Annotated in this window: 19 protein-coding genes and 1 pseudogene; 10 read left to right on the forward strand and 10 right to left on the reverse strand. The window is 70.3% G+C overall.

Annotated features, from left to right (window positions below; all coding sequences use genetic code 11):
• The first annotated feature begins 12 nt into the window (after positions 1 to 12).
• Both ABFX46_RS37510 and ABFX46_RS37515 read left to right on the forward strand, forming a co-directional pair.
• Complete coding sequence (locus ABFX46_RS37510; protein ID WP_346048749.1) at positions 13 to 189, forward strand: hypothetical protein; 177 nt, start codon at positions 13 to 15, stop codon at positions 187 to 189.
• A 94-nt stretch (positions 190 to 283) separates the two neighbouring features.
• Positions 284 to 523, forward strand: a complete 240-nt coding sequence (locus tag ABFX46_RS37515; RefSeq protein WP_346048750.1) for an EF-hand domain-containing protein — start codon at positions 284 to 286, stop codon at positions 521 to 523.
• A gap of 18 nt (positions 524 to 541) precedes the next feature.
• Here ABFX46_RS37515 and ABFX46_RS37520 read toward each other — a convergent pair whose 3' ends face one another.
• A complete protein-coding gene (locus ABFX46_RS37520) occupies positions 542 to 1627 on the reverse strand; it encodes a Clp protease N-terminal domain-containing protein (RefSeq protein ID WP_346048751.1) in 1086 nt (361 codons plus the stop codon).
• Between the two features lie 174 nt (positions 1628 to 1801).
• On the opposite strand from ABFX46_RS37520, the gene ABFX46_RS37525 reads away from it, so the two are divergent.
• On the forward strand, positions 1802 to 3166 hold the full coding sequence (locus tag ABFX46_RS37525; RefSeq protein WP_346048752.1) for a sensor histidine kinase: 1365 nt from the start codon (positions 1802 to 1804) through the stop codon (positions 3164 to 3166).
• A 4-nt stretch (positions 3167 to 3170) separates the two neighbouring features.
• A complete protein-coding gene (locus tag ABFX46_RS37530; protein ID WP_346048753.1) occupies positions 3171 to 3824 on the forward strand; it encodes a response regulator in 654 nt (217 codons plus the stop codon).
• 358 nt (positions 3825 to 4182) lie between these two features.
• On the opposite strand, the pseudogene ABFX46_RS37535 reads toward ABFX46_RS37530, so the two are convergent.
• Positions 4183 to 4662, reverse strand: a pseudogene (locus ABFX46_RS37535) (transposase); the annotation flags it as partial.
• A 316-nt stretch (positions 4663 to 4978) separates the two neighbouring features.
• Between ABFX46_RS37535 and ABFX46_RS37540 the strand changes: the two are divergent.
• Positions 4979 to 6313 (forward strand): glycoside hydrolase family 6 protein, encoded by a 1335-nt coding sequence (locus tag ABFX46_RS37540; protein ID WP_346048754.1) that lies wholly within the window; start codon positions 4979 to 4981, stop codon positions 6311 to 6313.
• 728 nt (positions 6314 to 7041) lie between these two features.
• Here ABFX46_RS37540 and ABFX46_RS37545 read toward each other — a convergent pair.
• The 8 genes from ABFX46_RS37545 to ABFX46_RS37580 form a co-directional block, all read right to left on the reverse strand.
• Positions 7042 to 8235, reverse strand: a complete 1194-nt coding sequence (locus tag ABFX46_RS37545) for an SGNH/GDSL hydrolase family protein (RefSeq protein ID WP_346048755.1) — start codon at positions 8233 to 8235, stop codon at positions 7042 to 7044.
• Positions 8236 to 8547: 312 nt separating this feature from the next.
• Complete coding sequence (locus ABFX46_RS37550; protein ID WP_346048756.1) at positions 8548 to 10359, reverse strand: alkyl/aryl-sulfatase; 1812 nt, start codon at positions 10357 to 10359, stop codon at positions 8548 to 8550.
• A 96-nt stretch (positions 10360 to 10455) separates the two neighbouring features.
• Complete coding sequence (locus ABFX46_RS37555) at positions 10456 to 11949, reverse strand: ABC transporter ATP-binding protein (protein WP_346048757.1); 1494 nt, start codon at positions 11947 to 11949, stop codon at positions 10456 to 10458.
• Positions 11949 to 12755: an ABC transporter permease subunit gene (locus ABFX46_RS37560; protein WP_346048758.1), complete on the reverse strand. Its 807-nt coding sequence runs from the start codon at positions 12753 to 12755 to the stop codon at positions 11949 to 11951. The genes ABFX46_RS37555 and ABFX46_RS37560 overlap by 1 nt, the downstream gene beginning before the upstream one ends.
• Entirely contained in the window at positions 12752 to 13675 is a 924-nt protein-coding gene (locus tag ABFX46_RS37565; RefSeq protein ID WP_346048759.1) for an ABC transporter permease, read from the reverse strand. Before ABFX46_RS37565 ends, ABFX46_RS37560 begins: the two co-directional genes overlap by 4 nt.
• Positions 13672 to 15180: an ABC transporter substrate-binding protein gene (locus ABFX46_RS37570; protein WP_346048760.1), complete on the reverse strand. Its 1509-nt coding sequence runs from the start codon at positions 15178 to 15180 to the stop codon at positions 13672 to 13674. The genes ABFX46_RS37565 and ABFX46_RS37570 overlap by 4 nt, the downstream gene beginning before the upstream one ends.
• Positions 15181 to 15366: 186 nt before the next feature.
• Complete coding sequence (locus ABFX46_RS37575) at positions 15367 to 16305, reverse strand: DUF6879 family protein (RefSeq protein ID WP_346048761.1); 939 nt, start codon at positions 16303 to 16305, stop codon at positions 15367 to 15369.
• A 40-nt stretch (positions 16306 to 16345) separates the two neighbouring features.
• Entirely contained in the window at positions 16346 to 17125 is a 780-nt protein-coding gene (locus ABFX46_RS37580) for a GNAT family N-acetyltransferase (protein ID WP_346048762.1), read from the reverse strand.
• A 92-nt stretch (positions 17126 to 17217) separates the two neighbouring features.
• Here ABFX46_RS37580 and ABFX46_RS37585 point away from each other — a divergent pair, with 92 nt between their 5' ends.
• Genes ABFX46_RS37585 through ABFX46_RS37605 form a run of 5 tightly spaced genes read left to right on the forward strand, consistent with a single transcriptional unit; the run spans position 17218 to position 22689 of the window.
• Positions 17218 to 18012, forward strand: coding sequence for an SCO2525 family SAM-dependent methyltransferase (locus tag ABFX46_RS37585; RefSeq protein ID WP_346048763.1), 795 nt, complete (start codon positions 17218 to 17220; stop codon positions 18010 to 18012).
• A gap of 5 nt (positions 18013 to 18017) precedes the next feature.
• Complete coding sequence (locus ABFX46_RS37590) at positions 18018 to 19865, forward strand: SCO2524 family protein (protein WP_346048764.1); 1848 nt, start codon at positions 18018 to 18020, stop codon at positions 19863 to 19865.
• 1 nt (position 19866) lies between these two features.
• The gene (locus ABFX46_RS37595; RefSeq protein WP_346048765.1) at positions 19867 to 20787 is read left to right on the forward strand and encodes an SCO2523 family variant P-loop protein; all 921 of its coding nucleotides are present in this window, start codon (positions 19867 to 19869) and stop codon (positions 20785 to 20787) included.
• A complete protein-coding gene (locus ABFX46_RS37600; protein WP_346048766.1) occupies positions 20784 to 21734 on the forward strand; it encodes an SCO2522 family protein in 951 nt (316 codons plus the stop codon). The genes ABFX46_RS37595 and ABFX46_RS37600 overlap by 4 nt, the downstream gene beginning before the upstream one ends.
• Entirely contained in the window at positions 21712 to 22689 is a 978-nt protein-coding gene (locus ABFX46_RS37605) for an SCO2521 family protein (RefSeq protein WP_346048767.1), read from the forward strand. The genes ABFX46_RS37600 and ABFX46_RS37605 overlap by 23 nt, the downstream gene beginning before the upstream one ends.

Below are 22689 nucleotides of genomic sequence, written 5' to 3' on the forward strand. Positions count from 1 at the left end.
GGGCGCCCGCCGGTGTCCGATCCGAACGCCTACCGGCTCCGCCACGCGGTCGAGTGCGACATCAACCTGCTGAAACAGCAGCGGGCGGTCGCGACCCGCTATGACAAGCTCGCCGTCCGCTATCAGGCCACCATCGAAGTGGCCGTGATCGACATCTGGCTCCGCGCCGTCACCAAGACCACTTCTTAAACACGCCCTAGCGGCCGGCAGACAGGTCGGCCACGGACGCCGGTGGTTCGGCGTGGCTACGATCGGGGCGGGCTTACTTCGAGGAAAGGTGATCATGTCTGATCGGTTCGAGGCGGTGTTCGCCCGGTACGACACCGACGGGGACGGAAGGCTCACGGAGGAGGAGGTGGCCGCGGCGGTCGCGAGCCTGTTCCCCGCGACCGAGGTCGGCGACCTGTCGCCGGTCGTCAAGGCGCTGTTCGCCGACTACGACACCGATGGCGACGGGTCGCTGTCGGTGGCCGAGTTCGTGCCCCTGATGCAGAACCTGCCCGAACTCGGCTCCGACGACTGACGCCCGCCGCGCGGGACCTCAATGGCCAAGGGCTTGGCGGAGTTCCTCGGTGTCCACGCCGAGCGAGGTCAGCAGCGATCCGCAGCCGGGCTCCGCGACCAGGACGGCCAGCAGGTGGCCGGTCCCGGTGGACGGGTCCTTGAGCTCGTGGCAGCGCAGGCGTGCGCCGGTCAGGAGCCGACGGGTCTCCTCCTGCATCGTCGGGCGGAACGGCACCGCCGTGTCCGGTTCCGGGAGCGCGTCCACCAGGGCGGCGAGCGTGATCCCGCGCTCCCGGAGCAGCTCGGCGGCCTGGTTCGTGCGGGCCCACTCGGGGCGGAGCCTCAGCCCGGCCTCGGTGAGCTGGTCGTCCAGGACGAGCATGCCGAGCAGGAGGTGCACGGGGGTCACCTCCGAGTGCCCCCGCCGTACGGCCTGGCGCTCGGCCTCCAGGCGCACCGTGGGCACGACCGGCGACCCGAAGCCGCCACCGGACAGGGCCCTGGCCACGCGGCCCCAGTACCTGCCCCGTTCGGTGAGCATGCCCATGTTGCGCAGCGCGTCGAGGGCGGCGGGCTGTCTCGTTCCGTCCTGGCGCGCGCTCGGGTGCACCGCGAGCCTGGCGATGAGATCGTCCCGGTCCATGCGCCGTTCGAGGAGCGCCTCGCACGCCCGGTTGCCGCGATCGTGCAGCAGCCCCATGAGCAGGTGGGACGGGTTCGCCCGGGACACACCGAGTTCCCCGGCCCGCGCGAGCGCCTGGGCGAGCGCGGCGGTGAGCGCTCCGGTCGGCCGCGGCGGCGCCTCGTCCCCGATCGCCGTCCACGCCGCCTCGCGCAGGAGGGCGGCGGCCGCGTCGCCGCCCGGCGACTCGTCGGAACGGTCCTCGCCGAGCCAGTGCTCGGCGCCCTTCGCCGTGATCATTCCCATCAGCGATCCGCTGTCGCGGACCCGGGGGGCCAGCAGGTCCTTCGCCGGGGACTCGCCGTCGAGCAGCACGAACAGCAGGTGCTCGGTCCCCACGTCCGACCGCCCGTCCCGGACGGCCCGGCGGAACGCCTCGACCAGGAGCTCCTTCACCTCGCGAGAGGCGTCGGCGGGGGCGGTGCGCGGTTCGGGCCGCATGTCGGTCCTTTCGGTCGCGGGCGTAGTGAATTCGATCAACGTTCGGCAGCCTATGGACGCGCACCGGACCGGGGCATGTGCCGATCGGCCCGACCTCATGGCCGATCGGCCATCATGTCGGAGCAGATCGTCCAGAACCGGTCTACCGACCGGCCGAAGGTGAGGTGCCCGCAGTTGCCTGCGCGATCCGGATGGGCTCGTACTCTCGCGGCGGCCGCCGTCCGCGAGGCGCGAACGGCGCCGCGGCACGTGGTGGCCGCCGAACTGGCGTTCTTCTTCGGTGCGCTCGCCGCCGGCCTCCTGCAGCTGCTGTGGTCGCCGCCGACGCCGGCCGTCCTCGGGAGCGCGTGCTGGGCCGCGCTGCTGCTCCCCGCCCGCAGACGCCGGCCGGTCGCGGCGCTCGCGGCGACGGCGCCGGTGCTCGCCGCCGGGAACATCGGGGCCATGGCGGTCCTGCCGGTCGTCGCGTACGCGGCGGCGCGGCGCGTCCGCCCGGCTCGCCGCCTGTGGACGGTCGTGCCGGCGACGGCGGCGGCCGGGCTGCTCCTCCCCCTTGCCGTCGAACGGAACGCATCGGGGGCAGCACTCGCCGGAAACGCGATCAGCGTCGCCGTCCTTCTCCTGTGTCCGGCACTCGCCGGCGCGCTGCGGGGGCAGCGGCGGCCGCGCGTCCGCCTGCTGCGCGAACGCAACGCCTATCTGGAACGGGCGCAGGGGCTGGCCGCCGACAAGGCGCGCATGAGGGAACGCGCGCGCATCGCCGCCGAGATGCACGACATGCTCGGCCACCGACTCAGCCTGATCTCGATGCACGCGGGGGCGCTCGAGCTCACCGCGGCCCGCGACGCGCCCCGGCTCAGCGGCCAGGCCGAGCTGCTGCGCACCTCCGCGGCCACCGCGATGAGCGAGCTGCGCGAGATCCTCGGAGTCCTCCGCGACGCCGCGGACGACGCCCCCGGAGCCGAACGCAGCGGCACCCGGGACGACATCGCCGGACTCGTCGCCGAGTCCCGGAGGGCGGGCGTCGATGTGGAACTGGTGTGGCCGGGTCCCGACCTCACCGACGCCGATCCGCGTACCCGCCACGCCGTGCACCGGGTCGTACGCGAAGGGCTGACCAACGTCCACAAGCACGCCCCGGCCGCGCGGACCAGGGTCGAGGTGACCGGCGAACGCGACCGGGTACGCGTCCGCGTGACCAACGGCTCCGTACCCGGGACGCGCCCGCGCTCGTCCGGCACCCGGCAGGGACTCGTCGGCCTCGAGGAACGCGTCACCCTGCTCCAGGGCACGCTGACCGCGGGCCCCACGCCCGAGGGCGGCTTCCACATCGATGCCGACCTCCCCGCCCGCCCGTCCGTCCCCGCCGACCCTCCGGCCCGTGAGGACGGACCCGAACCGCGCGAGGTGCCGCCCCCGCTCGACGCCGAGGTGCTCACGCTGCCCCGCGTCCTGGGCGCGGGCTGCCTGGGCGTTTTGGCGGCCGTGCCGGTCGTCGCCGGACTGGCCATGCTGATCGTCCTCAGCCTCCTAGAATGACCCGATGATCCGGACCCTCATCGCCGACGACGCGACGCTCATGCGCGCCGGAGTCCGCCTCATCCTCGAACACGCCGACGACGTCGAGGTCGTCGCCGAGGCGGCGGACGGGCCCGCCGCCGTCCGCGCCTGCCGCGAGCACGAGGTCGACGTCGCCCTGCTGGACGTCCACATGCCCGGCGGCGACGGACTCGCCGCCATCGCGGGCATCACCCGCGAGTCGCCGCGCACCAGCATCGTCATGCTCACCGCCTACGACGACGACCGCAACATCGCCGAGGCACTGCGCGGCGGCGCCGTCGGGTTCCTCCTCAAGGACACCGCGCCCACCGAACTCATCCGCGCCGTACGCGTCGCCGCCGCGGGCGAGTCGATCCTGGCGCCGCAGATCACCCGCCGGCTCATCGAGCGGCACATCGTCTCCGGCAGTTCCGAGGCGGCGGGCAGGAGCCGGATCGACCAGCTCACCGATACCGAACGCGACGTCCTCCGCCTGGTCTCGGCCGGGCTCTCGAACGCCGAGATCGCCGAACGGCTCTACATCGCCGTCGGCACCGTCAAGGCGCACATCAGCCGCATCCTCACCAAGCTCGACTGCGCCAACCGCGTCCAGGCCGCCATCCTGGCGCACGACGCCGGTCTCCTCGCGAGCGGCTGATCCGCCGCACAGGCCCGACCCGTCACGCGATTCTCAACACTCCCGATCGGTCAGCCGTCTTTCCGCTTCCCCCGGGGAGCGTGGGAGCCCAGGTACCACTCGCCTGGTTCCAGCAGGATGCACAGCGGGGGGGACGACACCGGTCTCGGCCGGCGAGGAGGATCGGACCGGATTTGGCGGTACCAGCGTTGCGGAACAGAGGGCGGCACAGTGAGAGCCATGAACGAGACACCGGACTCGGCCGCGGCGACCTACGAGGGGTCGCGTCCAGCGGAATGGTGTATGAGTTGATCTTCGCGTGATCCTGTTTCTGCAGGTTAAGCGGCGAGTTCCTGCTGCTCGGTAGCGGGTCGGGTGTGGTGTCCTCGATGACGCGCAGGCGGGCTTTGGCGAGGCATTCCAGGCCCATGTAGCGGCGGGCTTCGGCCCATTCGTCGGTCTGTTCCATCAGCACCGCCCCGACGAGCCGGACGATCGCCGCGCGGTCGGGGAAGATCCCGACCACGTCGGTGCGGCGGCGGATCTCCTTGTTGAGGCGTTCTTGCGGGTTGTTGGACCAGATCTGCCGCCAGATCTGTCGGGGGAAGCAGGTGAAGGCCAGCAGGTCGGGTCTGGCCTCGTCCAGGTGTCCGGCTGCGTCCGGGTGCTTGGCCGCAAGGGAGGCGACCACGCGGGCGTGCTGGGCGTGGACCTCTTCGGCGGCGGGCTGGTCGAACATGGTGCGCACCAGCGTCGCCACCCACGACTGCGCCGACTTGGGCACGCGGGTGAGCAGGTTCCGCAGGTAGTGGGTGCGGCACCGCTGCCAGGACGCGCCCGGCAGCGTCGAACCGACCGCCCCGACCACTTCGGCGGTCACCGGGTCGTTCATCGCCGTGTTTCATTTCTTTCACGCGTGCTACCAGCACATTTCATGGCGCTTCCACATTGTTCTGGGCATTCGTGCGTGTTGCAGGTATAGAAGTCACATGCACGAAGGCGTCATACCTGCACTCCGCCGATGAGTGCCGCGCAACGCCCATTCCGGCGTGGGAGAAGTGGCCGATCACCGAGATGGCCGGTGAATCATCACCGCGTATGGCGGGCTTCCATCAGGGGTCGGTCGGAGGCGCCGCCCTGGCATTCATCGACGCCTCATACGGAAAGGACGGGTCATGTCCGATCATCCGCGGGTTGACGGCCGCTGGCGAGCACTGATCGCCGCCATCGCCGTCGCCTGTCTCGCCGCCGCCGGCCTGGTCGCCGGCGGCCAGGCGAGCGCCGGCACGCTGTCCGGCACCCTCTACCGCGATCCGGACACGCAGGTCGTCCGATGGGTCGCGGCCAACCCGAACGACGCACGGACCCCTGTCATCCGCGACAGGATCGCCAGCCAGCCGCAGGCGCGCTGGATGGCCGTGTTCAAGCCGGACACCGTGACATCGGAGGTCTCCTCGTTCGTCAACGCGGCGAGCGCGGTCAACCGGACTCCCGTGCTCTCGGTGTACGAGATCACCAACCGCGACTGCGGCGGCGCCAGCGCCGGCGGCGCCCCCGACCTCGGCCAGTACCAGCAGTGGATCTCGAAGTTCGCGCAGGGTCTGAGCGGCCGTACGGCCATCGTCATTCTGGAGACCGACTCGCTCGCGCTGCAGACCTGCCTGGACGGCTCCGCGCTCGCGGCGCGCAACCAGGCGCTCACCCAGGCGGTACAGACGATCAAGAGTGCCGACCCGAACGCCAAGGTCTACCTCGACGGCGGCCACTCGGCCTGGAACTCCGCCACCGAGCAGGGCAGCCGGCTGAAGGCCGCCGGTGTCCAGTACGCCGACGGCTTCTTCACCAATGTGTCGAACTTCCAGCCGTTGTCGAACGAGGCGGCGTACGGCCGGTCGATCATCTCCTACCTGCAGTCCCAGGGCATATCCGGCAAACACCAGGTCATCGACACCAGCCGCAACGGCGGGGCCGTCGGCGCCCAGGGCGACTGGTGCGGCGACGACAACACCGACCACCGCATCGGCACCTACCCGACGCTCGACACCGGCGACCAGAACATCGACGGCTACCTGTGGGTCAAGCCGCCGGGTGAGGCGGACGGCTGCGCCTACTCGGCCGGATCCTTCGTCCCCGACCTCGCCTACGACCTCGCGCGCAACGCACCCGATCCGCCTGCCACGTCCAGCCCCTCGCCACCCCAGACTCCCCCGCCGGGCGGTGACGCCTGTACCGCGACCTACCAGACGGTGAACTCCTGGGGAGGCGGCTTCCAAGGTCAGGTCTCCGTCAAGGCCGGAACCTCGGCGATCAACGGCTGGAAGCTGACCTTCTCGCTGCCCAGCGGCGTTTCGATCAACCAGCTCTGGAACGGCACGCTGACCACCAGCGGATCCACCGCCACCGTCACCAACACGGCGTGGAACGGCGCGCTCGCACCCGGCGCGTCCGTCCAGGTCGGCTTCACCGCCACGGGTACGGCCACATCGCTCAGCCCCACCTGCGCCACCTGAACGGCACACCGAGTCTCATCGTGTGACGGCCCCGGCGCCCCGGTCTGGTGAAGCGTCTACCGGACCGGGGCGCTCCGGTCTCCTCGACGACCGCCGTGATGCCCCACGATGACCTCGTATGACACAAGGACGCGGTGATCGTCGCCGGGCGATGCCGGTCTGGTGCACCAGTTCCTTGGCGACGTCGGCCCACTCCTCATCGGCCAGGGGACGATCGGTGGAAGCCGTGCGGAGCGAGCACTGCCGGAAGTACCGCAGCAGGTTGCCGACATCGGCGCCGCGCGGGACCTTCGCGATCAGGACAAGTGCCCGTCCACCGGTCGCCGCTCACGGATCTACGCCGGCGGGCCCAATGATCATGTCGGGCTCGGGGTTGTTGTTCTGGCCGGTTCCGGGTGGTGCACGGGGCACCACGACGCCGAGTGTGGGTGGCGCGGCTACTGCAAGAGGGACGACCTCATGAGGTGGGCTCTGGGTTCGGCCCTCGTTCCCGGCGGTGACACATAACCCTGGCTGGGGAATCGGGTTGTCGGTCGTCACCGTCCGCCCCGCCTCTCTGCTTAACCCCCGGAGCAGAGAGGCGGGGCCGCGCTTCCCTTGCAGCATGCTGGGCGAGGTTCCAACTGGCTCCCGTTGGCCGCGTTACCGGTTCCGCTGGTGAGGGGCCAGGTGGATGTCGCTTCGCTGGTCAGGGTGCTGGGAGGGTTGGCGTTCTCGGTGAGGCCGGGTCAGTTCGCGTTGGTGCAGCTTTGGGTGAGCGAGGGGTTTTGATAGGCGGCGGCCAGGCAGCGGCCCTGGAACTGCTGGGCGAAGGCGTTGGGGTGCACTGACTCCTGCTGGTAGCCCTGGCTGACCCTCATTCCGGCGGTGCCGTAGCGGACCCACTCCATCTGGCTGCCCAGTTTGCCGGCGTCTTCGCTCGGGCCTGCCTGGCGGGTGCCGTTCTCGCAGAGGGCGTGCCCGTCGAGCGCGTGGAGCATGCTGAGGAAGGTCACGTTCTTGTCGGCTGCGACCTTCCGCAGCGTCGCGTCGATTGCGGGTGTCAAGGTGTCGTGCATGAGGTCGAAGTCGGCGTTCCACAGCGGGCAGCCGCCGACGAGTGTCCGCTTGGTCTTGCCGCCCCCTGCCTCGGGGAAGATGTCCCGTACTTTGGCGCTGGTCGGCACCGGAGAGGGGTAGGACTGCAGGATCAGCTTGTAGCTGCCGGACGGGGAACCGGCCGCGTTCATCACCTGGCGGATCTTGTCGATCACTTTTCCGACGTTCGTGGCCACCCGTGGGAGTTGAGCCAGTATGCGTTCCCCCTCGCCGGTGGCGGCGCATGATGGCCGGCTGTTCATGTACTGATCGGTGCAGTGGCGCAGAACGCCCGACACGTTCAGGTCGTTGCCGCCGATCGACACCACGATCAGTTTCACCTGGTGAGTGCCGGCCAGTGTTCGCAGGAGCTCCGCCTGCGATTCCTTGTTCTCTTTGTAGGGCTCACTGAGGATGTGCTGCGTCTCGGCTCCCGAGCAGGCCAGATTGACCGGAGTCAGCTCGACCTGGCGGGTGCCGTTTATCTCAGCCACATCCGAGCGGTGGCATCCGGTGGTGGTGGGGTGCCGGGGGTCGACTGCGGTGTTGCCGTAGACCCGCTTCGGGTCATAGCGGCAGAATCCCGCGAAGCGGTAGGCGGCGCGATCGGTTCCGCCGCGGGTGCAGAAGGCCGCGGCGGCGAGATCGCCGTTGCCCCACCAGCGGCCTGCCTCACCGGAGATGAAGCTGTCTCCAAGTGACACCGCCACGGGCTCGTCCTGTTGCGCGAGGCTCTCTTGGTCCGCGGCTCTGGCCTGGGGAACCCAGGCCGAATAGGTGGCCAGCATTCCCGCGATGACGGCGGCGATTGCGGCGAGACCAGAACGTTTGCTGCCCTTGGTCATGGATGGAACCTCCCAGGCGCGATATGAGAATGGCGGCCGTCGTTCCTCCACTGCCTGGTCCGGATCCATGGTGGGAGGAGATGACTGCGTTCAAAGAACGCTTCGCATCCACTTAATTACACAGGGTAACCATGCCGGAATTGGCTGAACGGGGAGTGCTGCCTGCCGCCCGGGACATCGCACTGTGCGTCGCCCGCCAGGACATCACCGCCATCGCCGGGCGAAAGCGGGCATCATGCCACGTCGGCGGCTTCCCCGGCCGGTTGGTCTCAGTCCTGGTGGCTCATAGGGGGCCTCGCCTGGCGGTTCTGGTCAGGGGGTCACTATGGGGAAGTTGGGGTCTGGGGCGTCCATGACGGCCAATAGGCGGCGCAGGGTGGCGGTGTCGCCGTCGGTGTCCATGCCTTCGGGGGTCTGGCCGCCTAGCAGGGGGAGCAGGTGTGGGCGGGTTAGGGTCACGGTCAGGTCGGCGTCCGTTTCCTCGGCGGTGATTCGCCGGTGGGTTAGTGCGCCGTTGGACAGGGTCATTCGGTAGTGGTCGCCGGTATCGGTGAAATTCCAGTCGATGGCGAGATGCGTGTCCCAGGCCTTGGGGCCGTTCACGCGGATCGCCATCGAGTCGAAGAGCTGCTCTACGCTCAGGCTCGCGGCCATGCCGCCGGCGATGTCGAACAGGACGGGCTTGACCCCCTCCCGCAGCTCCATGGCGCCGGTCAGATAGAAGTTGCGCCACGTCCCGTTCTCGGCGCCCTCGCCCAGGCGCTGGAACACCTCTGCCAAGGCCGTCTTGGCGTCCGTGTTCGAAGGGTCGGCGAACACCACGTGGTTCAGTAGCGTCGCGGCGAAGCGCGTGTCGCCGTGGGCGGTGTAGTCGCGGGCCATTGCCATCACCTTGGACGCGCCGCCCATGCATTCCACGTACCGTTTGGCCTCCTCGGCCGGCGGATGCTGCCACAGATGCGCGGGATTACCGTCGAACCAGCCCATGTAGCGCTGGTAGATGGCTTTGACGTTGTGGTTGACCGACCCGTAGTAGCCGCGAGCGTGCCATGCCTCCGCAAGCGTGGGCGGGAGTTCCATTTTCTCGGCGATCTCAATGCCGGTGTGGCCCTGGTTCAGCAGCCGCAGCGTCTGATCGTGCAGGTAGGCGTACAGGTCCCGCTGCTGCGACAGGAACGTCACGATGTCGTCCCGGCCCCAGGTCGGCCAGTGGTGGGACGCGAAAGCCACATCGGTGCGGGCGGTGAACAGGGTAATCGCCTCGTCCAGGTACCGTGCCCACACCCGCGCGTCGCGGACGAGCGCGCCGCGCAAGGTCTGGATGTTGTGCAGGTTGTGCGTGGCGTTCTCGGCCAGGCACAAGGCTCTGCGCTCGGGGAAATGGAAGTTCATCTCCGCCGGCGCCTCGGTCCCCGGGGTCAACTGGAAGACGATCCGCACCCCGTCGACGACCTCTTCCTGCCCGGTGCGGCTGACGTCCAGGTTCGGAGGTATCAGGGAGACACGGCCGGAGGACGCCGTCTGCCCCAGGCCCGTGCCCACCATTCCGTCCGGGCTCATGGGCAGCAAGGCCCCCGTGTGGTAGACGCTTCGGCGGGCCATCGCGATTCCCGCGTACACGTTCTCCGCGACCGCGTGTTCCAGGAATCCCGTCGGCGCCACGATCGGCACCCCGTCCGGATTACCGGGCTCGATCACTCCCTCGGCGCCGCCGAAATGGTCCACGTGCGAATGGGTGTAGATGAGGCCGGTGACCGGACGGTCCCCGCGATGCTCCCGGTACAGCGCCAGCGCTGCGGCCGCCGTCTCGACCGATACCAGGGGGTCGATCACGATCACGCCCCGGTCGCCCTCGACCAGGGTCATGTTCGACAGATCCAGGCCCCGAACCTGGTAGATCCCCTCGGTCACCTCGAAAAGGCCCTGCTTGGCGCACAGTTGCGACTGCCGCCACAGCGACGGGTTCACCGATTCGGGGCATGGGCCGTCCAGGAACCCGAACACATCGTTGTCCCATACGACCCGGTCATCGGCGTCTCTCACCACACCCGGCGACAGTGACGCCACCAATCCCCGCTCGGCGTTCTCGAAATCTGTCCGGTCCCCGTACGCACGACTCCCCATGGCTCAGCACTTTCCACGTGCAAACCAACCCAAAATCCTCAATCGGCAAACTTCCCCTGATCTCCCTGATCAGGGTGAGCGTGAAGCGATCTTCGATCATGTCGGCATGGTGTCAGTGCCGACTGGGCTCCGCTTCTTGGCGCTTGTCGTTGGGTCGTTGAGCAGGGCTCGGGTCAGGTTGTGGGCGGGTGTTCGGAGGACGCGGGCGGCGGGGCCGTGTTCGACGATGCGGCCCTGGTCGATGACGGCGATGGTGTCGGCTATGCGGGCTACCACTCCCAGGTCGTGGCTGATGAAGAGCAGGGTCAGGTCCAGGTCCGTTAGCAGGTCGAGGATGGTGGCCTGGGTCAGTGTGTCCAGACCTGAGGTGATCTCGTCGCAGATGAGCACCCGGGGGCGGGCGAGCAGGGCGCGGGCCAGGGCGGCGCGTTGCAGTTCGCCGCCGGACAGGTGGTGCGGGCGGCGCCGCGCAAGCGTCGCGTCCAGTCCCATGCGTTCGAGGTGTTCGAGCGCCTCAGTGCGGGCCCGGCCGGACGGTACGTTCCGCAGCCGCACGGCGGTGCGTGCCACCTGCTCGTCCACCGGGCGCCATGGGTCGAACGAGGCGCGGGCGTCCTGGAACACGTACTGCACCAGCGTCCGGTGGGGGCGGGTGCGGCGCCGCGGCGGCAGCCGCACGGTGTCGACGGCGACGCCGCCGGCGGTCCAGGGGTGGAGGCCGGCAAGGCAGCGGGCCAGAGTGGTCTTGCCGCTGCCCGAGCGGCCGACGACGCCCAGCCGTTCGCCGCCGGCCACGTCCAAGGTGATCCGCTGGACGGCGGGACGGCCCCGGTATCCGGCGGTCAGGTCGCGGACCCGCAGGCGCGGGACGTCCGCGAGCGGGCGGGCGGTCACGGGTGCCGCGGGGTCGGGTTGGGCGGCCACCAGGGCCTTCGCGTAGGTGCTGTGCGGTGCCTCCAGGACCGCGGGGCCCGATTCGACGACCTTGCCGTCGCGCAGGATGACGATGTCGTCGGCGAGCGCGCGGACGATGTCCAGGTCGTGGCTGAGCAGGACGAGCGTCACCTCCAGTTCCCGCAGCGTGGCGGCCAGTTCGCCGCGGGTGATGGCGTCCTGGCCGGTGGTGGCCTCGTCGGCCACGATCACCCTGGGCGCGGTGAGCAGGGCCTGCGCCAGGACCAGCCTCTGCTGCTGCCCGCCGGACAACTGGTGCGGGAAACGGCGCAGGAACGCCCGGTCGGCGGGCAGCCGCGCGGAGGCGAGGGCGGCGGACACGCTCGTCCCGTGCAGGCGCGCGATGCCGTTGAGCACCCGTCCGATCCGGCGTGCGGGGTTGAGGACGGACGACGGATGCTGCGGGACGTACCCGACGGTGCCGGGTGGGGCAGGCCAACGTCCGGCGATGCGTATCGTGCCCGTGACCTGGGTTCCTTGCGGGCGCTCGCCGAGAAGCGCGAGCCCGGTGGTGGTCTTCCCGCTGCCCGACGCGCCCACCAGCGCGAGGACGCGGCCCTCGGGGACGGTGAAGCTCACTCCGTCCACGAGCGTCCGGCCAGAGGAGAGGACCCGCAGGTCGGTCACTTCGATCATCACTGCTTCTCCAGGACGGGACGCGCCCGCGACGACCGGCCGGAGCGCGTGGTCATGGCGCGGTCGAACGCCAGGTTCAGGCCGACGGTGAGCATGACGATCAGCAGGGCGGGGGCCAGCACCGACCAGGGGTTGAGGAACAGTCCCGAGCGGTTGCGGTCGATCATCACGGCCCAGTCGGCGGTGTCGGGCGCGACGCCGATGCCGAGGAAGGCGGCCGCGGCCACCAGGTAGAGGGTGCCGGTCAGGCGGGTGCCGACGTCGGTGACGAGGGTCCGCAGGGCGGCCCGGCCGGCGAACAGCACGCCGGTGCGCCACCGGCTCTCGCCCTGCAGCCGCATCGCCTCGATCGCCGTCCCGCTCGCCGCCTCCAGTGCCGCGGCCCGGGTGACGCGGGCGATGTCGGGCAGGTGGATGAGGGCCAACGCCCACAGCAGGACGCCGCCGGAGCCGGTCGCGGCCAGCAGGATCAGCAGCAGCAGCGACGGGACGGCCAGCGGCAGGTCCAGCGGGCGCATCAGCGCCTCGTCGACGGCGCGGCGGCGCGCGGTCGCGGCGGCCAGCCCCCACGGGACGCCGAGCAGGTAGGCCGCGGCGGTGGCGGCCACGGCGACCAGGACGAGGTTCCGGCCGCCCAGCAGCACCTGCCGCCAGACGTCCCGGCCGGCGAAGTCGGTGCCGAGGAGGCCGTCCGGGGCGAACGCCGGCCCGGGCGCGGAGGCCTCGGGCGCAAGCCACGGCCCCGCCACGGCCAGCAGGACGGGCACCGCCATCAGCAGCGGCGGAACGATCGGCGGCCGGCTCATGCCCGCGGCACCAGGCGGAACGCCGCCACGTCGGCGGCCAGGTTGACCAGCACCGTGGTGGACGCGAACAGCACCGCCAGCCCCTGGACGACGGGCACGTCGCGGTCGGCGACCGCGTCCACCAGCACGGTGCCGAGGCCGGGGACGACGAACACCGCCTCGACGACGATGACCCCGCCGAGCAGCCAGTCGACGGTCCGGGCGAGTTGCTGCACCGCGGGCGCGAGCGCGTTGGGCAGGGCGTGCGCGTAGCGGGCGCGTCGCGGCGGGACGCCCAGCCGGAGGGCGTGCCGGGTGTGGCCGGCGTTCAGCGCGTCGATCATCCCGGCGCGGACGAGCCGTCCGGTGGACGACAGCGGCCGGGCCAGCAGGACCAGCAGCGGCAGCACCAGCACGGTGCCGCCGAGGCCGCCGATGGCGGTGGCGGGCAGCAGGCCGAGCCAGCCGCTGAACACCGCGATCAGCAGCATGGCCAGGGCGAACTCTGGCACCGAGTACAGGGCGACGCCGGTCGAGGTGAGTGCGCGGTCGAGCAGTCCGCCCTCCCGGACCGCCGCGCCCACCCCGGCCAGCACCGCCAGCGGCACCAGCAGCGCCAGCGTCAGCACCGTCAGCAGCGCGGTCGGCGCCAGGGCGTCCAGGACGATGTCCGCCACCGGCCGCCCGGACACGATCGAGCGGCCGAGGTCCAGGTGCGCGAGCCCCGCCGCCCATTCGGCGAACCGGTCGGGCAGCGGACGGTCCAGGCCCAACTCGGCGCGGATCCGGGCGACGCGCGCCGGGTCGGGGGCGTCGCCGGCCAGCACCACCGCGGCGTCGCCGGGCAGCGCCTCGGCCAGCAGGAAGATCAGCGTGGTGACGGCCGCGACCTGCGCCGCCGCCAGTGGCAGGCGGCGCGCGGCATAGCGGGTCAGGCTCATCCGAGGCGGACTTTGTCGAAGCGCGCCCAGTCGAGCGTGTTGGACGGGGCGCCGCGCACCCCGGTCACGTTCCCGCCCGTCGCGACGATGCCGTCGGCGAACCCCCAGACCAGGAGCCCGCCCTCGGCGTGGAGCATGCGCTGCATGTCCTCGAAGGCGGCCTTGCGGTCGTCCTCGCGCGGCGCGGACACCGCCCGGTCGTAGAGGGCGTCGAAGTCGCGGCGGGCCCACTTGGTGGCGTTCGTGGTCGAGTCCGACAGCAGCCGCTGGGCGATGTGCGTCTCGATCGGCATGGCCCCGGACCGGAAGCTGACGAGCGTGCCCTTCTTCAGGATGTCGGACCAGTAGGTGTCCTTGTCCCCGGTGACGATCCTGGCCTTCAGCCCGACGGCTCGGATCTGGTCGGCGAACACGGTCGCGGCCTCCACGAATCCGGACGCGGCCCGGGACGTCGTCAGCTCGATGGTCGCCCCCTCGGCGCCGGCCTTCCTGATCAGCGCCTTGGCACGGTCCAGGTCGGGTTCGCGCTGCGGGATGCCGGACGCGTAGTGCAGGTAGCCCTTGCCGAACAGGTCGTTGCCGATCTGCCCGGCCCCGGGCATCGTGGTGTTCACCAGCTGCCGGCGGTCGGCGAGCAGGAACATCGCCTCGCGCAGGTCGCGGTCGTCGAACGGCGGCCGGTCGACCTTCATCGCGAACGCCTGCATGTTGCTGTTCGGGGCGTGCACGAACCGGGCGCGGGACCCGTGCCGGCGCGCCGTGGCGGGCGAGATGTCGTGGGCGTACTCGACCTGCCCGCCGAGCAGCGCGTTCATCCGGGCCGACTCCTCGTTGGCGATCAGGAACTCCAGCTCGTCGATGTGCGGCGCGCCGTCCCAGTAGTCGGGGTTGCGGGTGAGCAGGACCGAGCGTCCGGGCGTCCACGATCGGAACGTGAACGGGCCGGAGCCGACCGGCTCAGCGAAGTCCCGCAGGCCCTCGGGGACGATGTAGGCCCCGAAGGCGGCGAGGACGTTGGGGAACTCGGCGAACGGCCGCTCGAGCGCGAACTCCACGGTGCGGTCGTCCACCGCCCGGCTCGCGCGCAGGTCGATGAGCGCCAGGCTGGACCTCGCCCGGTAGGCGGCCTTCGGGTCGAGGATGCGCGCGTAGCTGGCGAGGACGTCCCCCGCCCGGACGGGCTTCCCATCGTGGAACGCCGCCCGCCGGAGCGTGACGCGCCACGTCCGCAGGTCGGCGCTCGGCTCCCACCGCTCGGCCAGCCGCGGCCGGGGCGCGACGTCGTCCCCGAGGTCGGCGAGCTTGTCGAACATCGCCTTCGCCCGCGCGGCCTCGACGAACAGGTTCGCCAGGTGCGGATCGAGGACCTCGGTGGCGCCGCCGCCCGCGAACGCCGCGCGCAGCCTCCCGCCGCCGCCCGAGGAGGACCCCGTCCCGCAGCCGGCGAGCAGAACGGCTCCGACGCCGGCGCCCAGAAACGCGCGCCGGGTGAGCTGGTCGTACATGGGTGACGATCCCCCTGCGATGTGATGGCGCGGACATACCGCCCGACATGCCGTCAAGGCCAGAGAGATGCTAACGAAAATGAAAACGGTTATCAATTCAAGGACGCCGGTCCCACTGGAAGGCCGTGACGCGAGCACGCCACGACACCGGCGTGCGGACCGAAGGGTGATGCCGCCGCGGACCGATCAGGGCTCCCCGCGCCCTGGCGCGCTCGCCTCGGCGAGCTGCCAGAGGAGTTCGAAACGCTCCTTGCACTCGCGGGTGTAGTCGGTCCTGGTCCGCAGGCGGGTCATGAAGAAGCCGAGCTGGCGGTTGGAGGCCGGTACGGCCTCGTAGGCGACCTCCTCGTCGAAGAGGATGAAATCCGTCGTGCTCTCGTGGATGGCGGGAATCTGGTCGTAGCGGAGCACCCTGACCTCGATCCCGGCACCGCGCTGCTCCTGGGTGATCGACCGGAAGTCCTCGTCGTTGACGTCGGGATCACCCTGCATGATGAACAGGCGGCGGATGGTCACTCCCCGGGCCTTCGCCTCGACCTGCGCCTTGAGGTAGCGCCGGCCGTGCTCGCTGGTCCAGAAGCCGCCGCTGAAGCTCTCCCCCTCGCCGTCGACCGTGGTGGTGCTCGTCGCGTCGATGGTCTTCATGGTGGCCTGGGTGAGCTGGAGGATCCAGTCGTGGTCCTCGCCGTCGCAGGTCACCTCGCCCTCCCCCCGGCTGAGCCGGTCGATCAGCTCGGTGTCGCCCTTCACCACGATCTCGGTGAACCGCCGGATCAGCGGCGGGCAGTCCCGGCCGAAGTTCTCCACGGCCTCGCGGAACCGGGTGAGGTCCTCGCGGTCCAGGGCCGAGTCGCCCAGTGCCCGCTGCCACTTGGCGGACTCGATGGCCAGATCGGTGGCGCGCATCCACCGCTCGATCCCCTCGACCCGGCCATCGAAGTCGATCAGCAGCTGCGCCAGCATGATCACGCCGCCGATCAGCACCGACAGGGTCAGCGACTGGCCGATGTCCTGGTCGGCGACATAGTTCGTGATGAGGAAGGCGAAGGTCCCGGCGGCCGCGGCGACGGCGATCCTCCTGACCACGGCGCCGGTGGTGATCGACGGTATGGGTTCTCTGGGCACGCTCGACTACTTCCTTGCATGAGGCTCGGCACAGCCCTGATCATTTCTGTTGGACCACGTAGCTGGCCTTGTCGTGGAACCCGAGGACGACTCCGCCGTCGGCGACGAGCCGGCCCAGCGTGTCCCGCATAGCGCCGCGCCAGCGGGCGGCCAGGCCGGAGCCGGCCATGCGGGTTCCCTCGATGTCCGGGGGCGCCTCCAGCAGGACCGTCTCGGAGTCCGTCACGCGGACCTCCGGGCCCCCGTCGGGCCGGACGACGAGCAGCCGCTGCGCATCGGCCGGAACCTCGACCGGCGCCGGACGGCCGCATTCGACCGCCGCCCGCACGTCGGGCTCCGTGATGTGCCAGACGACCCTGATCCGGTCGGACTGGTCGCGCCCGTTGATGGCGTCGGGCATGTGGCCGTAGTGGTTCTCGAGGTAGGCCTCGGCGCGCGCGCCGAGCTTCGCGAGGTTGAAGTGCGCGTTGCGGCGGACGAGCGGGTCAAAGGTCCAGATGATCCGCTCGATCCCGTGGTCCATCGCCCAGCGCCGCTGGTGCAGCTTGAGCTCCAGACCGGCGTGCGGCTTGACCGCACCGGTCACGTACGACAGGAGCGCCCGGCCGTGCGGTGGGCCGAAATGACCGACCGAGGCGCCCACCAGTGCGTCACCGAGGAACGCCCCGGCAACATAGTTCCCCTCGTACGCGTAGCCGCGCATGATCTCCCGGAGGATCGAGAGCGCACCGTCCTCGAACCCCCAGATCCGGTCGAACAACTCGCAGGCCGCGGCCAGCTCGTCGAGCTCCCGTAGTTCCCGGATGACAAAAGCTGACATGCCCACCTGCCTGGCGTCGGTGCACTCTTGATCCAAGATGCGCGAACACGTATACATTTCTACAATGAACGCACGTTGTTTCGGGAGGACTATTGTCCACGCGCCGCGAGATTGATCTTGACCAGGACCGGTCAGTTAAGTCAAGTTTCAACCGAGACGTCGCGTGGAACCAGATGGACTTGTCGACCTACTGGCAGTCCAACTACCGGGAACCACACGGAGACGACCTGAGTTTCATCGCGATGATCGGCGCCTTCATGGTCGATCACCTGCAGGGCAGAACCGACCTCCGCGGCGTCGACGTCGGCACCGGGGCCAATCTCTACCCCGCCTTCTCCATGCTCCCCTTCTGCTCCGCGCTGACCCTGATCGACCTGTCTCCCTCCAGCATCGACTGGCTCACGCGCGAACTCGGCGGTTCGCTGGCGGCCTGGCTCCCCTTCTGGGACGAGTTCGCCAAGATCCCCGCATACGCGGCCGCTGGACCGCTGCACGAGGCCGTACGGGCCCGCGCCCGGATCGAGATCGAGCGGGCATCGGTCTTCGACCTGCCCGGCGAGCAGTGGGACGTCGGCACGATGTTCTTCGTCGCCGAGTCCATATCCGGAGACAGGGCCGAGTTCAGAGCGGCGCTGGCGAGGTTCATCAGGGCACTCCGGCCGGGCGCTCCGTTCGCCGTCGCGTTCATGGAGAACTCCGAGGGCTGGCGGGTCGGTGATCAGGACTTTCCCGCCGTGGCGGTATCAATCTCGGATGTCGTCGCGTCCATGCCTTTCTGCACACAACTGCACCAAGTGAAACGGCTGAGTGCCGCGGAAAAGCCGATCCGTCCGGGGTACACTGGAATGATCTTGGCTTGCGGAATCAAAAGATCAACTGAAAGCTGAGCACGATGAGGATTCAGCCACGGGAAGAACTCCTCAACCTCTGGCGCTCCGTCGTGAAGGTCTCGCTCGATGGGGACAAGTGGCAATGGGGCGGCCGGTACGACCGCAATTCGATCAGCGATGCCGAGCAGCTCCTGTGCATCATCTATCCGGCGACGGTCCTGCCCTACTTCCGCCTCGACCGGCCCGACGACACCGCCGACGACATCCTCGAGGTGCTCCGCCCCCTCGGCGACGAGCTGGACATCCCCCAGCGCCTGATCGAGCTGCTCATCGAGCACATCGAGTACTACACCGACAGCGACGGCCCGTCCTTCACCGGAGGCAGCTACTTCAAGAGCGCCGAGGGGGGCACGGAGCCCACCCCGGAGCAGATGCGGGTCGACGTCGTCGACTCGTTCTCGATGGCGGTCTCGCTGATGCTCGGCACGCTGACGCTCGTCCGCACCTTCGGCAACACGGTCATGAACCCCGAGGCCGAGCGCCGGCTGCGCCATCTGGAGCGGATCGCGAACGTGCGGCTGACCGCCGCGCTGGTGGGCCTGCTGCGCAGCTTCGTCATCAACGTCTTCACGCCCGACTCCGACGAGGGCCGGGCCCTGCTCGGCATGGTGAACCGGACCGGCCGCTCCAACCGCCAGGTCGCCGATGAGCTGCGCTCGTCGCTCCGGGAGATCCGGGCCTCCCTCGGGGACGTGACCTTCGGTTTCCGCCAGCAGCGCGCCACCGAACTGATCGAGAACCGCAACCGGCTGTTCGAGATCGGCTGGACCTGGGGCATCGCCGAGGACGCCCCCGAGGTGGAGATCGCCCCCTCGGTGACGAACCAGCGCAGCGGCATCGCCGAGAGCGCGCCGTTCCTCTACTTCACGGTGAACGCCCTGGACGGCATCGCCGACTTGTTCTCCGGACGCACGACCGTCCTCGGCCTCCTCAACGAGGAGCAGCAGCGCCTCGCCGGCGCGCTCAAGCTGCGCTGGGAGCTGACCCAGCGGTACTGGGGCACGATCGCGACCTTCGGCGACGCCCCCAGGTGGCCGCTGGAGGACCTGCCGTGGCGCACCACCGACGACCGGGAGTCCGACCACTTCAGCCTGCTGATCATCTCCCTCGTCCTGCAGGACCAGGAGGTCCGCGGCAGGAGCGCGATAGAACTGCCGCGGCTGGCGAGGATCCTCAAGAAGCTCGGGGAACGCGGCCGCGTGACCGACCGGGCCACCCGGGACGATCCCGCGCTCCGCTACCACACGCCCGGGACGCAGATCCAGCTCGGCGGCAGCGGCGCCGGAGGTCCGGACCTGGTGTGGCGCCTGAACGACTTCGCGCCGCTGCTGCTCAAGAACGTCCTGCGGCTGGCCCGGCTGTCCAGGGACGCCGACCTGCGCGAAGACCTCGTGCAGACCGCGGACGAGATCTGGGACCACGTCTTCCGGCGCCGCATCGAACGCTCGGCCAACGCGGGGCTCTGGGACGACGCGGCGAACGTCTTCGAGGGCATCCAGGAGCACAACGACCGCCCGTCCTGGTACTACACCGAGCGGATCGTCGAATGCATCGTCATGGCGATCGGCCTCATCCTCGACCGGCTCCCGCACAGCGGTGACATCCACGCCTACGCACGCGGCATCCTCAGCGAGACCGACAACCTCTTCGACCTGGAGCTTCTCGAGGCCAACGTGGTCGACCGGGGAGCGCTGCGCGCGCAACTGGAGGAGGCGCGCCTCAACCTCCGCCACGCCCACGAGATCGCGCCGCTGCGGCCGGCCACGGCCATCGGGATCGCGATGGAGATCCTGCGCATGCTGGAGAAGGTCGGTGTGGCCCGGCGGAACGCCGCGGAAGGGAGAGGTTGAGGTGCTCGTCATCGCCACCTCCGACAAAGGCGGCACCGGACGCTCGGTCACCACCTGCAACGTCGCCTACCGGCGCGCGATCCAGGGCGATGACGTCTGCTATCTGGACTTCGACTTCGGCTCGCCGACCGCGGGGGCGATCTTCGGGGTCGAGCGGATGGCCCATGGGACCCCGGCCGAGGACGGGCTGCACCGGTATCTGCAGGGCAAGACGGTGACGCCGGGCCAGGTCGACATATGGTCGGAGAGCCGCCGGCCGCCGGGCACCGGTCCGCGGCCGGCGGGTGCCGGGAACCTCGTCCTGTACCCCGGTGACCTGGGTGGCGGCGAGTTCACCGCCAAGCCCGAGGTCGTCGAGCGCTGCGCCGACCTGCTGCTGCTGTTGCAGAGCCAGTTCTCGATGATCTTCATCGATCTGAGCGCCGGGCGGTCCCACGCGGCGGAGATGATCCTCACCGTCACCGCGCGGGAGCGGCGGATCTCCGACACCCGCTGGCTCGTCTTCCACCGCTGGACCAGGCAGCACATCTCGGCCGCGGCCGACCTGGTCTTCGAGGACCGGGGGCTGCTGGAGTTCGGCAGCCTGTTCGGCCACGACCGCGACGAGCTGAGCCGGCGCGTCCGGTTCGTACGGACGGCGGTGATCGACCCGAAGAGCGACCAGGGCGTGCTGGGCCTGCGCGCCGAGCAGGAGGCGTGGCTGCGCCAGGTCGACAGGAACCTCAACGAGCAGGCCAACATCGCGGGCCTGGGCCGCACCTCCGTGATCGCGACGGTGCCCGTCGACCCGGTGCTTCAGTGGCGGGAACAGCTCATCACCGACCAGGACGTCTACGCCGGGATCGCCAACGAGGGCACCGTCGAGGCGTTCGCCGGGCTCGCCGGGAGTCTGGACGACCCGGGGGCATGGAGCCGGATATGACGGAACCCGAACTGGAGGTCGCCGTCCTCACGAGCCGGCCCCGCGTGGAGCTGGTGCCGCGCTCGCACCTGTCGCTCGAACTCGGCCACCTGTACATGGAGGACCTGCTGGACGGCCCGGAGACCCTGCGCCGCCACTTCGCGCGCATCGGTCCATGGGCCGGCTTCGTCCGCGCCCGCCATCCCGCGCCGATGCGGATCAGCACCTGCTTCCTGGTCGACGACTACTTCAGCCGGCTCACCTCGCCCAAGAAGCTCGTGCCCGAACTCCTCGAAGCGGCCCGCGGCGCCGGGCTCGGCATCGACTACCTGGTGCGGGAGTCCGCGTGCGCCTCCGCCGGGGAGGTGTCGCCGGCGGAGCTGGTCCTCGGGCGCATCGTCTCCGACCCCCCGCGCGGCGGCAACGGCCTCCGCCCGCCCGTCCACACGACCGGCTGGGTCTCCAACAGCAGGGACAGGCTCCGACCGGACGGGCCGGACGAGGCGCTCGCCACCCGGCCCTGGCGCCCTCCCGAGCAGAACGGCGCCCGGAGCCACTCCATCTGCATGGAGGTCCAGCTCTGGGACGACCTGGACGGCCGGCGCCGGTGGTCCTGCGCGATGCTCTCGGCCGTCTGGCAGCTGCTCCGGCTGGGGCTCCTCCGCCATCAGGGCAAGCCCGTGGCCGCGCCGGTCCGGTGGACGGCCGAGTACCCGGACCGCTGGGAGGACCTTCCGCCGCTGGTCCAGCTCACCGACGGCGCGCAGCCGTTCGCGGCCTTCCAGACGCTGTCGCTGCTCGAGACGCGGTTCGCGGGCGTGGAGGCCGCCGTCCGGACGATCCTCGACCAGGTCTCCGTCGATCCGGCCGTCGGCGAGCAGACCGCCGCGCAGGCCGCCGCCCAGGGGATCGAGCTTCCCGGTGACGTCGTCGGCAGGATCTCCCATGTCTTCAGCGACGGCTTCTGAGAGCATCCTTTCCATCGGGGAGGTCCGCACGGGCCTCCTCGGGCACTCCGCGCAGCTGTCCACGGCGGAGACGGTCAAGCTGCTCGACCTGGTGCCCGGGGAGCAGGTGCGGCACACCGCGTACCCGCGCGCCTACGCGGTCTCGCCGCAGCGGCTGGCCGGCATCGACTGCTTCATGCCCTCGCGCTCGGGACGCCGCGTCCGGGGCGTCGGCACGTTCGCGACGCGGGCCGCGCTGACCGGCGGCCTGATCGTGCAGTCCTGCTCGCACACCACGCTCGTCCCGTCGTCCCTGGGGTACCGGCAGGCGTGGTCGCACTACCTGGCCGAGCCCGGCGTGGTCGAGTGCCTCGGCCGGCTGCGCCCGGAGGACGCGGCCGCGGGATTCGCCGAGGACGAGCACGGCCACCTGAACATCGAGATGGGGCGGACCGCCGAGTCCACGATCTTCGATCTCCAGCGGTCGGGCCTGCTCGACGGCAGGCAGCCGCTGCACGCACCCCTCGGACGGTGGCGGTGGGCGCTGCAGCCCGTGCGGGAGGACGGCGACCCGGGCCTCTACCGCTTCACCGTCCTGCCCGAGGGCACCCGCCTGCTCCGGCTCGCGGTCGCCTGGCCGAACGTGTCCGACCTGCTCGACCTGGTCGAGGACCTGGCGTTGCACGACTGGCTGCTCGACTTCGTCCACCGGCAGATCGAGCGGGCCCGCCTCGGCTCCGGGGATCTGGACCGGACGCTCCAGCACATCGGACCCGTCATCGACCACCTGCTCCACCACTGGATGCCCAAGGCCAGGGTCCAGCCGGGGCTGTACGGGCTGTGGGACGCCTTCGACCGCTTCCAGGGCCTGACCCGCCAGTGGAACCTCACCACCGACCGGATCCGCGACCATGTGGCGCTCAACAGCCTGCGCCTGGTACGGCGCGCGGAAAGCGAATGGCCGGGCCTGGGGTGA

It is taken from the genome of Actinomadura chokoriensis (genome assembly GCF_039529475.1).
In the GTDB taxonomy this organism is placed as follows: Bacteria; Actinomycetota; Actinomycetes; order Streptosporangiales; family Streptosporangiaceae; genus Spirillospora; species Spirillospora bangladeshensis.

Coding starts and splice junctions, on each gene's coding strand:
- ABFX46_RS37560 (WP_346048758.1), bottom strand. CDS start 12,755: ATGAGCCGGCCGCCGATCGTTCCGCCGCTGCTGATGGCGGTGCCCGTC.
- ABFX46_RS37515 (WP_346048750.1), top strand. CDS start 284: ATGTCTGATCGGTTCGAGGCGGTGTTCGCCCGGTACGACACCGACGGG.
- ABFX46_RS37545 (WP_346048755.1), bottom strand. CDS start 8,235: ATGACCAAGGGCAGCAAACGTTCTGGTCTCGCCGCAATCGCCGCCGTC.
- ABFX46_RS37570 (WP_346048760.1), bottom strand. CDS start 15,180: ATGTACGACCAGCTCACCCGGCGCGCGTTTCTGGGCGCCGGCGTCGGA.
- ABFX46_RS37550 (WP_346048756.1), bottom strand. CDS start 10,359: ATGGGGAGTCGTGCGTACGGGGACCGGACAGATTTCGAGAACGCCGAG.
- ABFX46_RS37580 (WP_346048762.1), bottom strand. CDS start 17,125: ATGTCAGCTTTTGTCATCCGGGAACTACGGGAGCTCGACGAGCTGGCC.
- ABFX46_RS37530 (WP_346048753.1), top strand. CDS start 3,171: ATGATCCGGACCCTCATCGCCGACGACGCGACGCTCATGCGCGCCGGA.
- ABFX46_RS37540 (WP_346048754.1), top strand. CDS start 4,979: ATGTCCGATCATCCGCGGGTTGACGGCCGCTGGCGAGCACTGATCGCC.
- ABFX46_RS37565 (WP_346048759.1), bottom strand. CDS start 13,675: ATGAGCCTGACCCGCTATGCCGCGCGCCGCCTGCCACTGGCGGCGGCG.
- ABFX46_RS37555 (WP_346048757.1), bottom strand. CDS start 11,949: ATGATCGAAGTGACCGACCTGCGGGTCCTCTCCTCTGGCCGGACGCTC.
- ABFX46_RS37605 (WP_346048767.1), top strand. CDS start 21,712: ATGTCTTCAGCGACGGCTTCTGAGAGCATCCTTTCCATCGGGGAGGTC.
- ABFX46_RS37520 (WP_346048751.1), bottom strand. CDS start 1,627: ATGCGGCCCGAACCGCGCACCGCCCCCGCCGACGCCTCTCGCGAGGTG.
- ABFX46_RS37600 (WP_346048766.1), top strand. CDS start 20,784: ATGACGGAACCCGAACTGGAGGTCGCCGTCCTCACGAGCCGGCCCCGC.
- ABFX46_RS37590 (WP_346048764.1), top strand. CDS start 18,018: ATGAGGATTCAGCCACGGGAAGAACTCCTCAACCTCTGGCGCTCCGTC.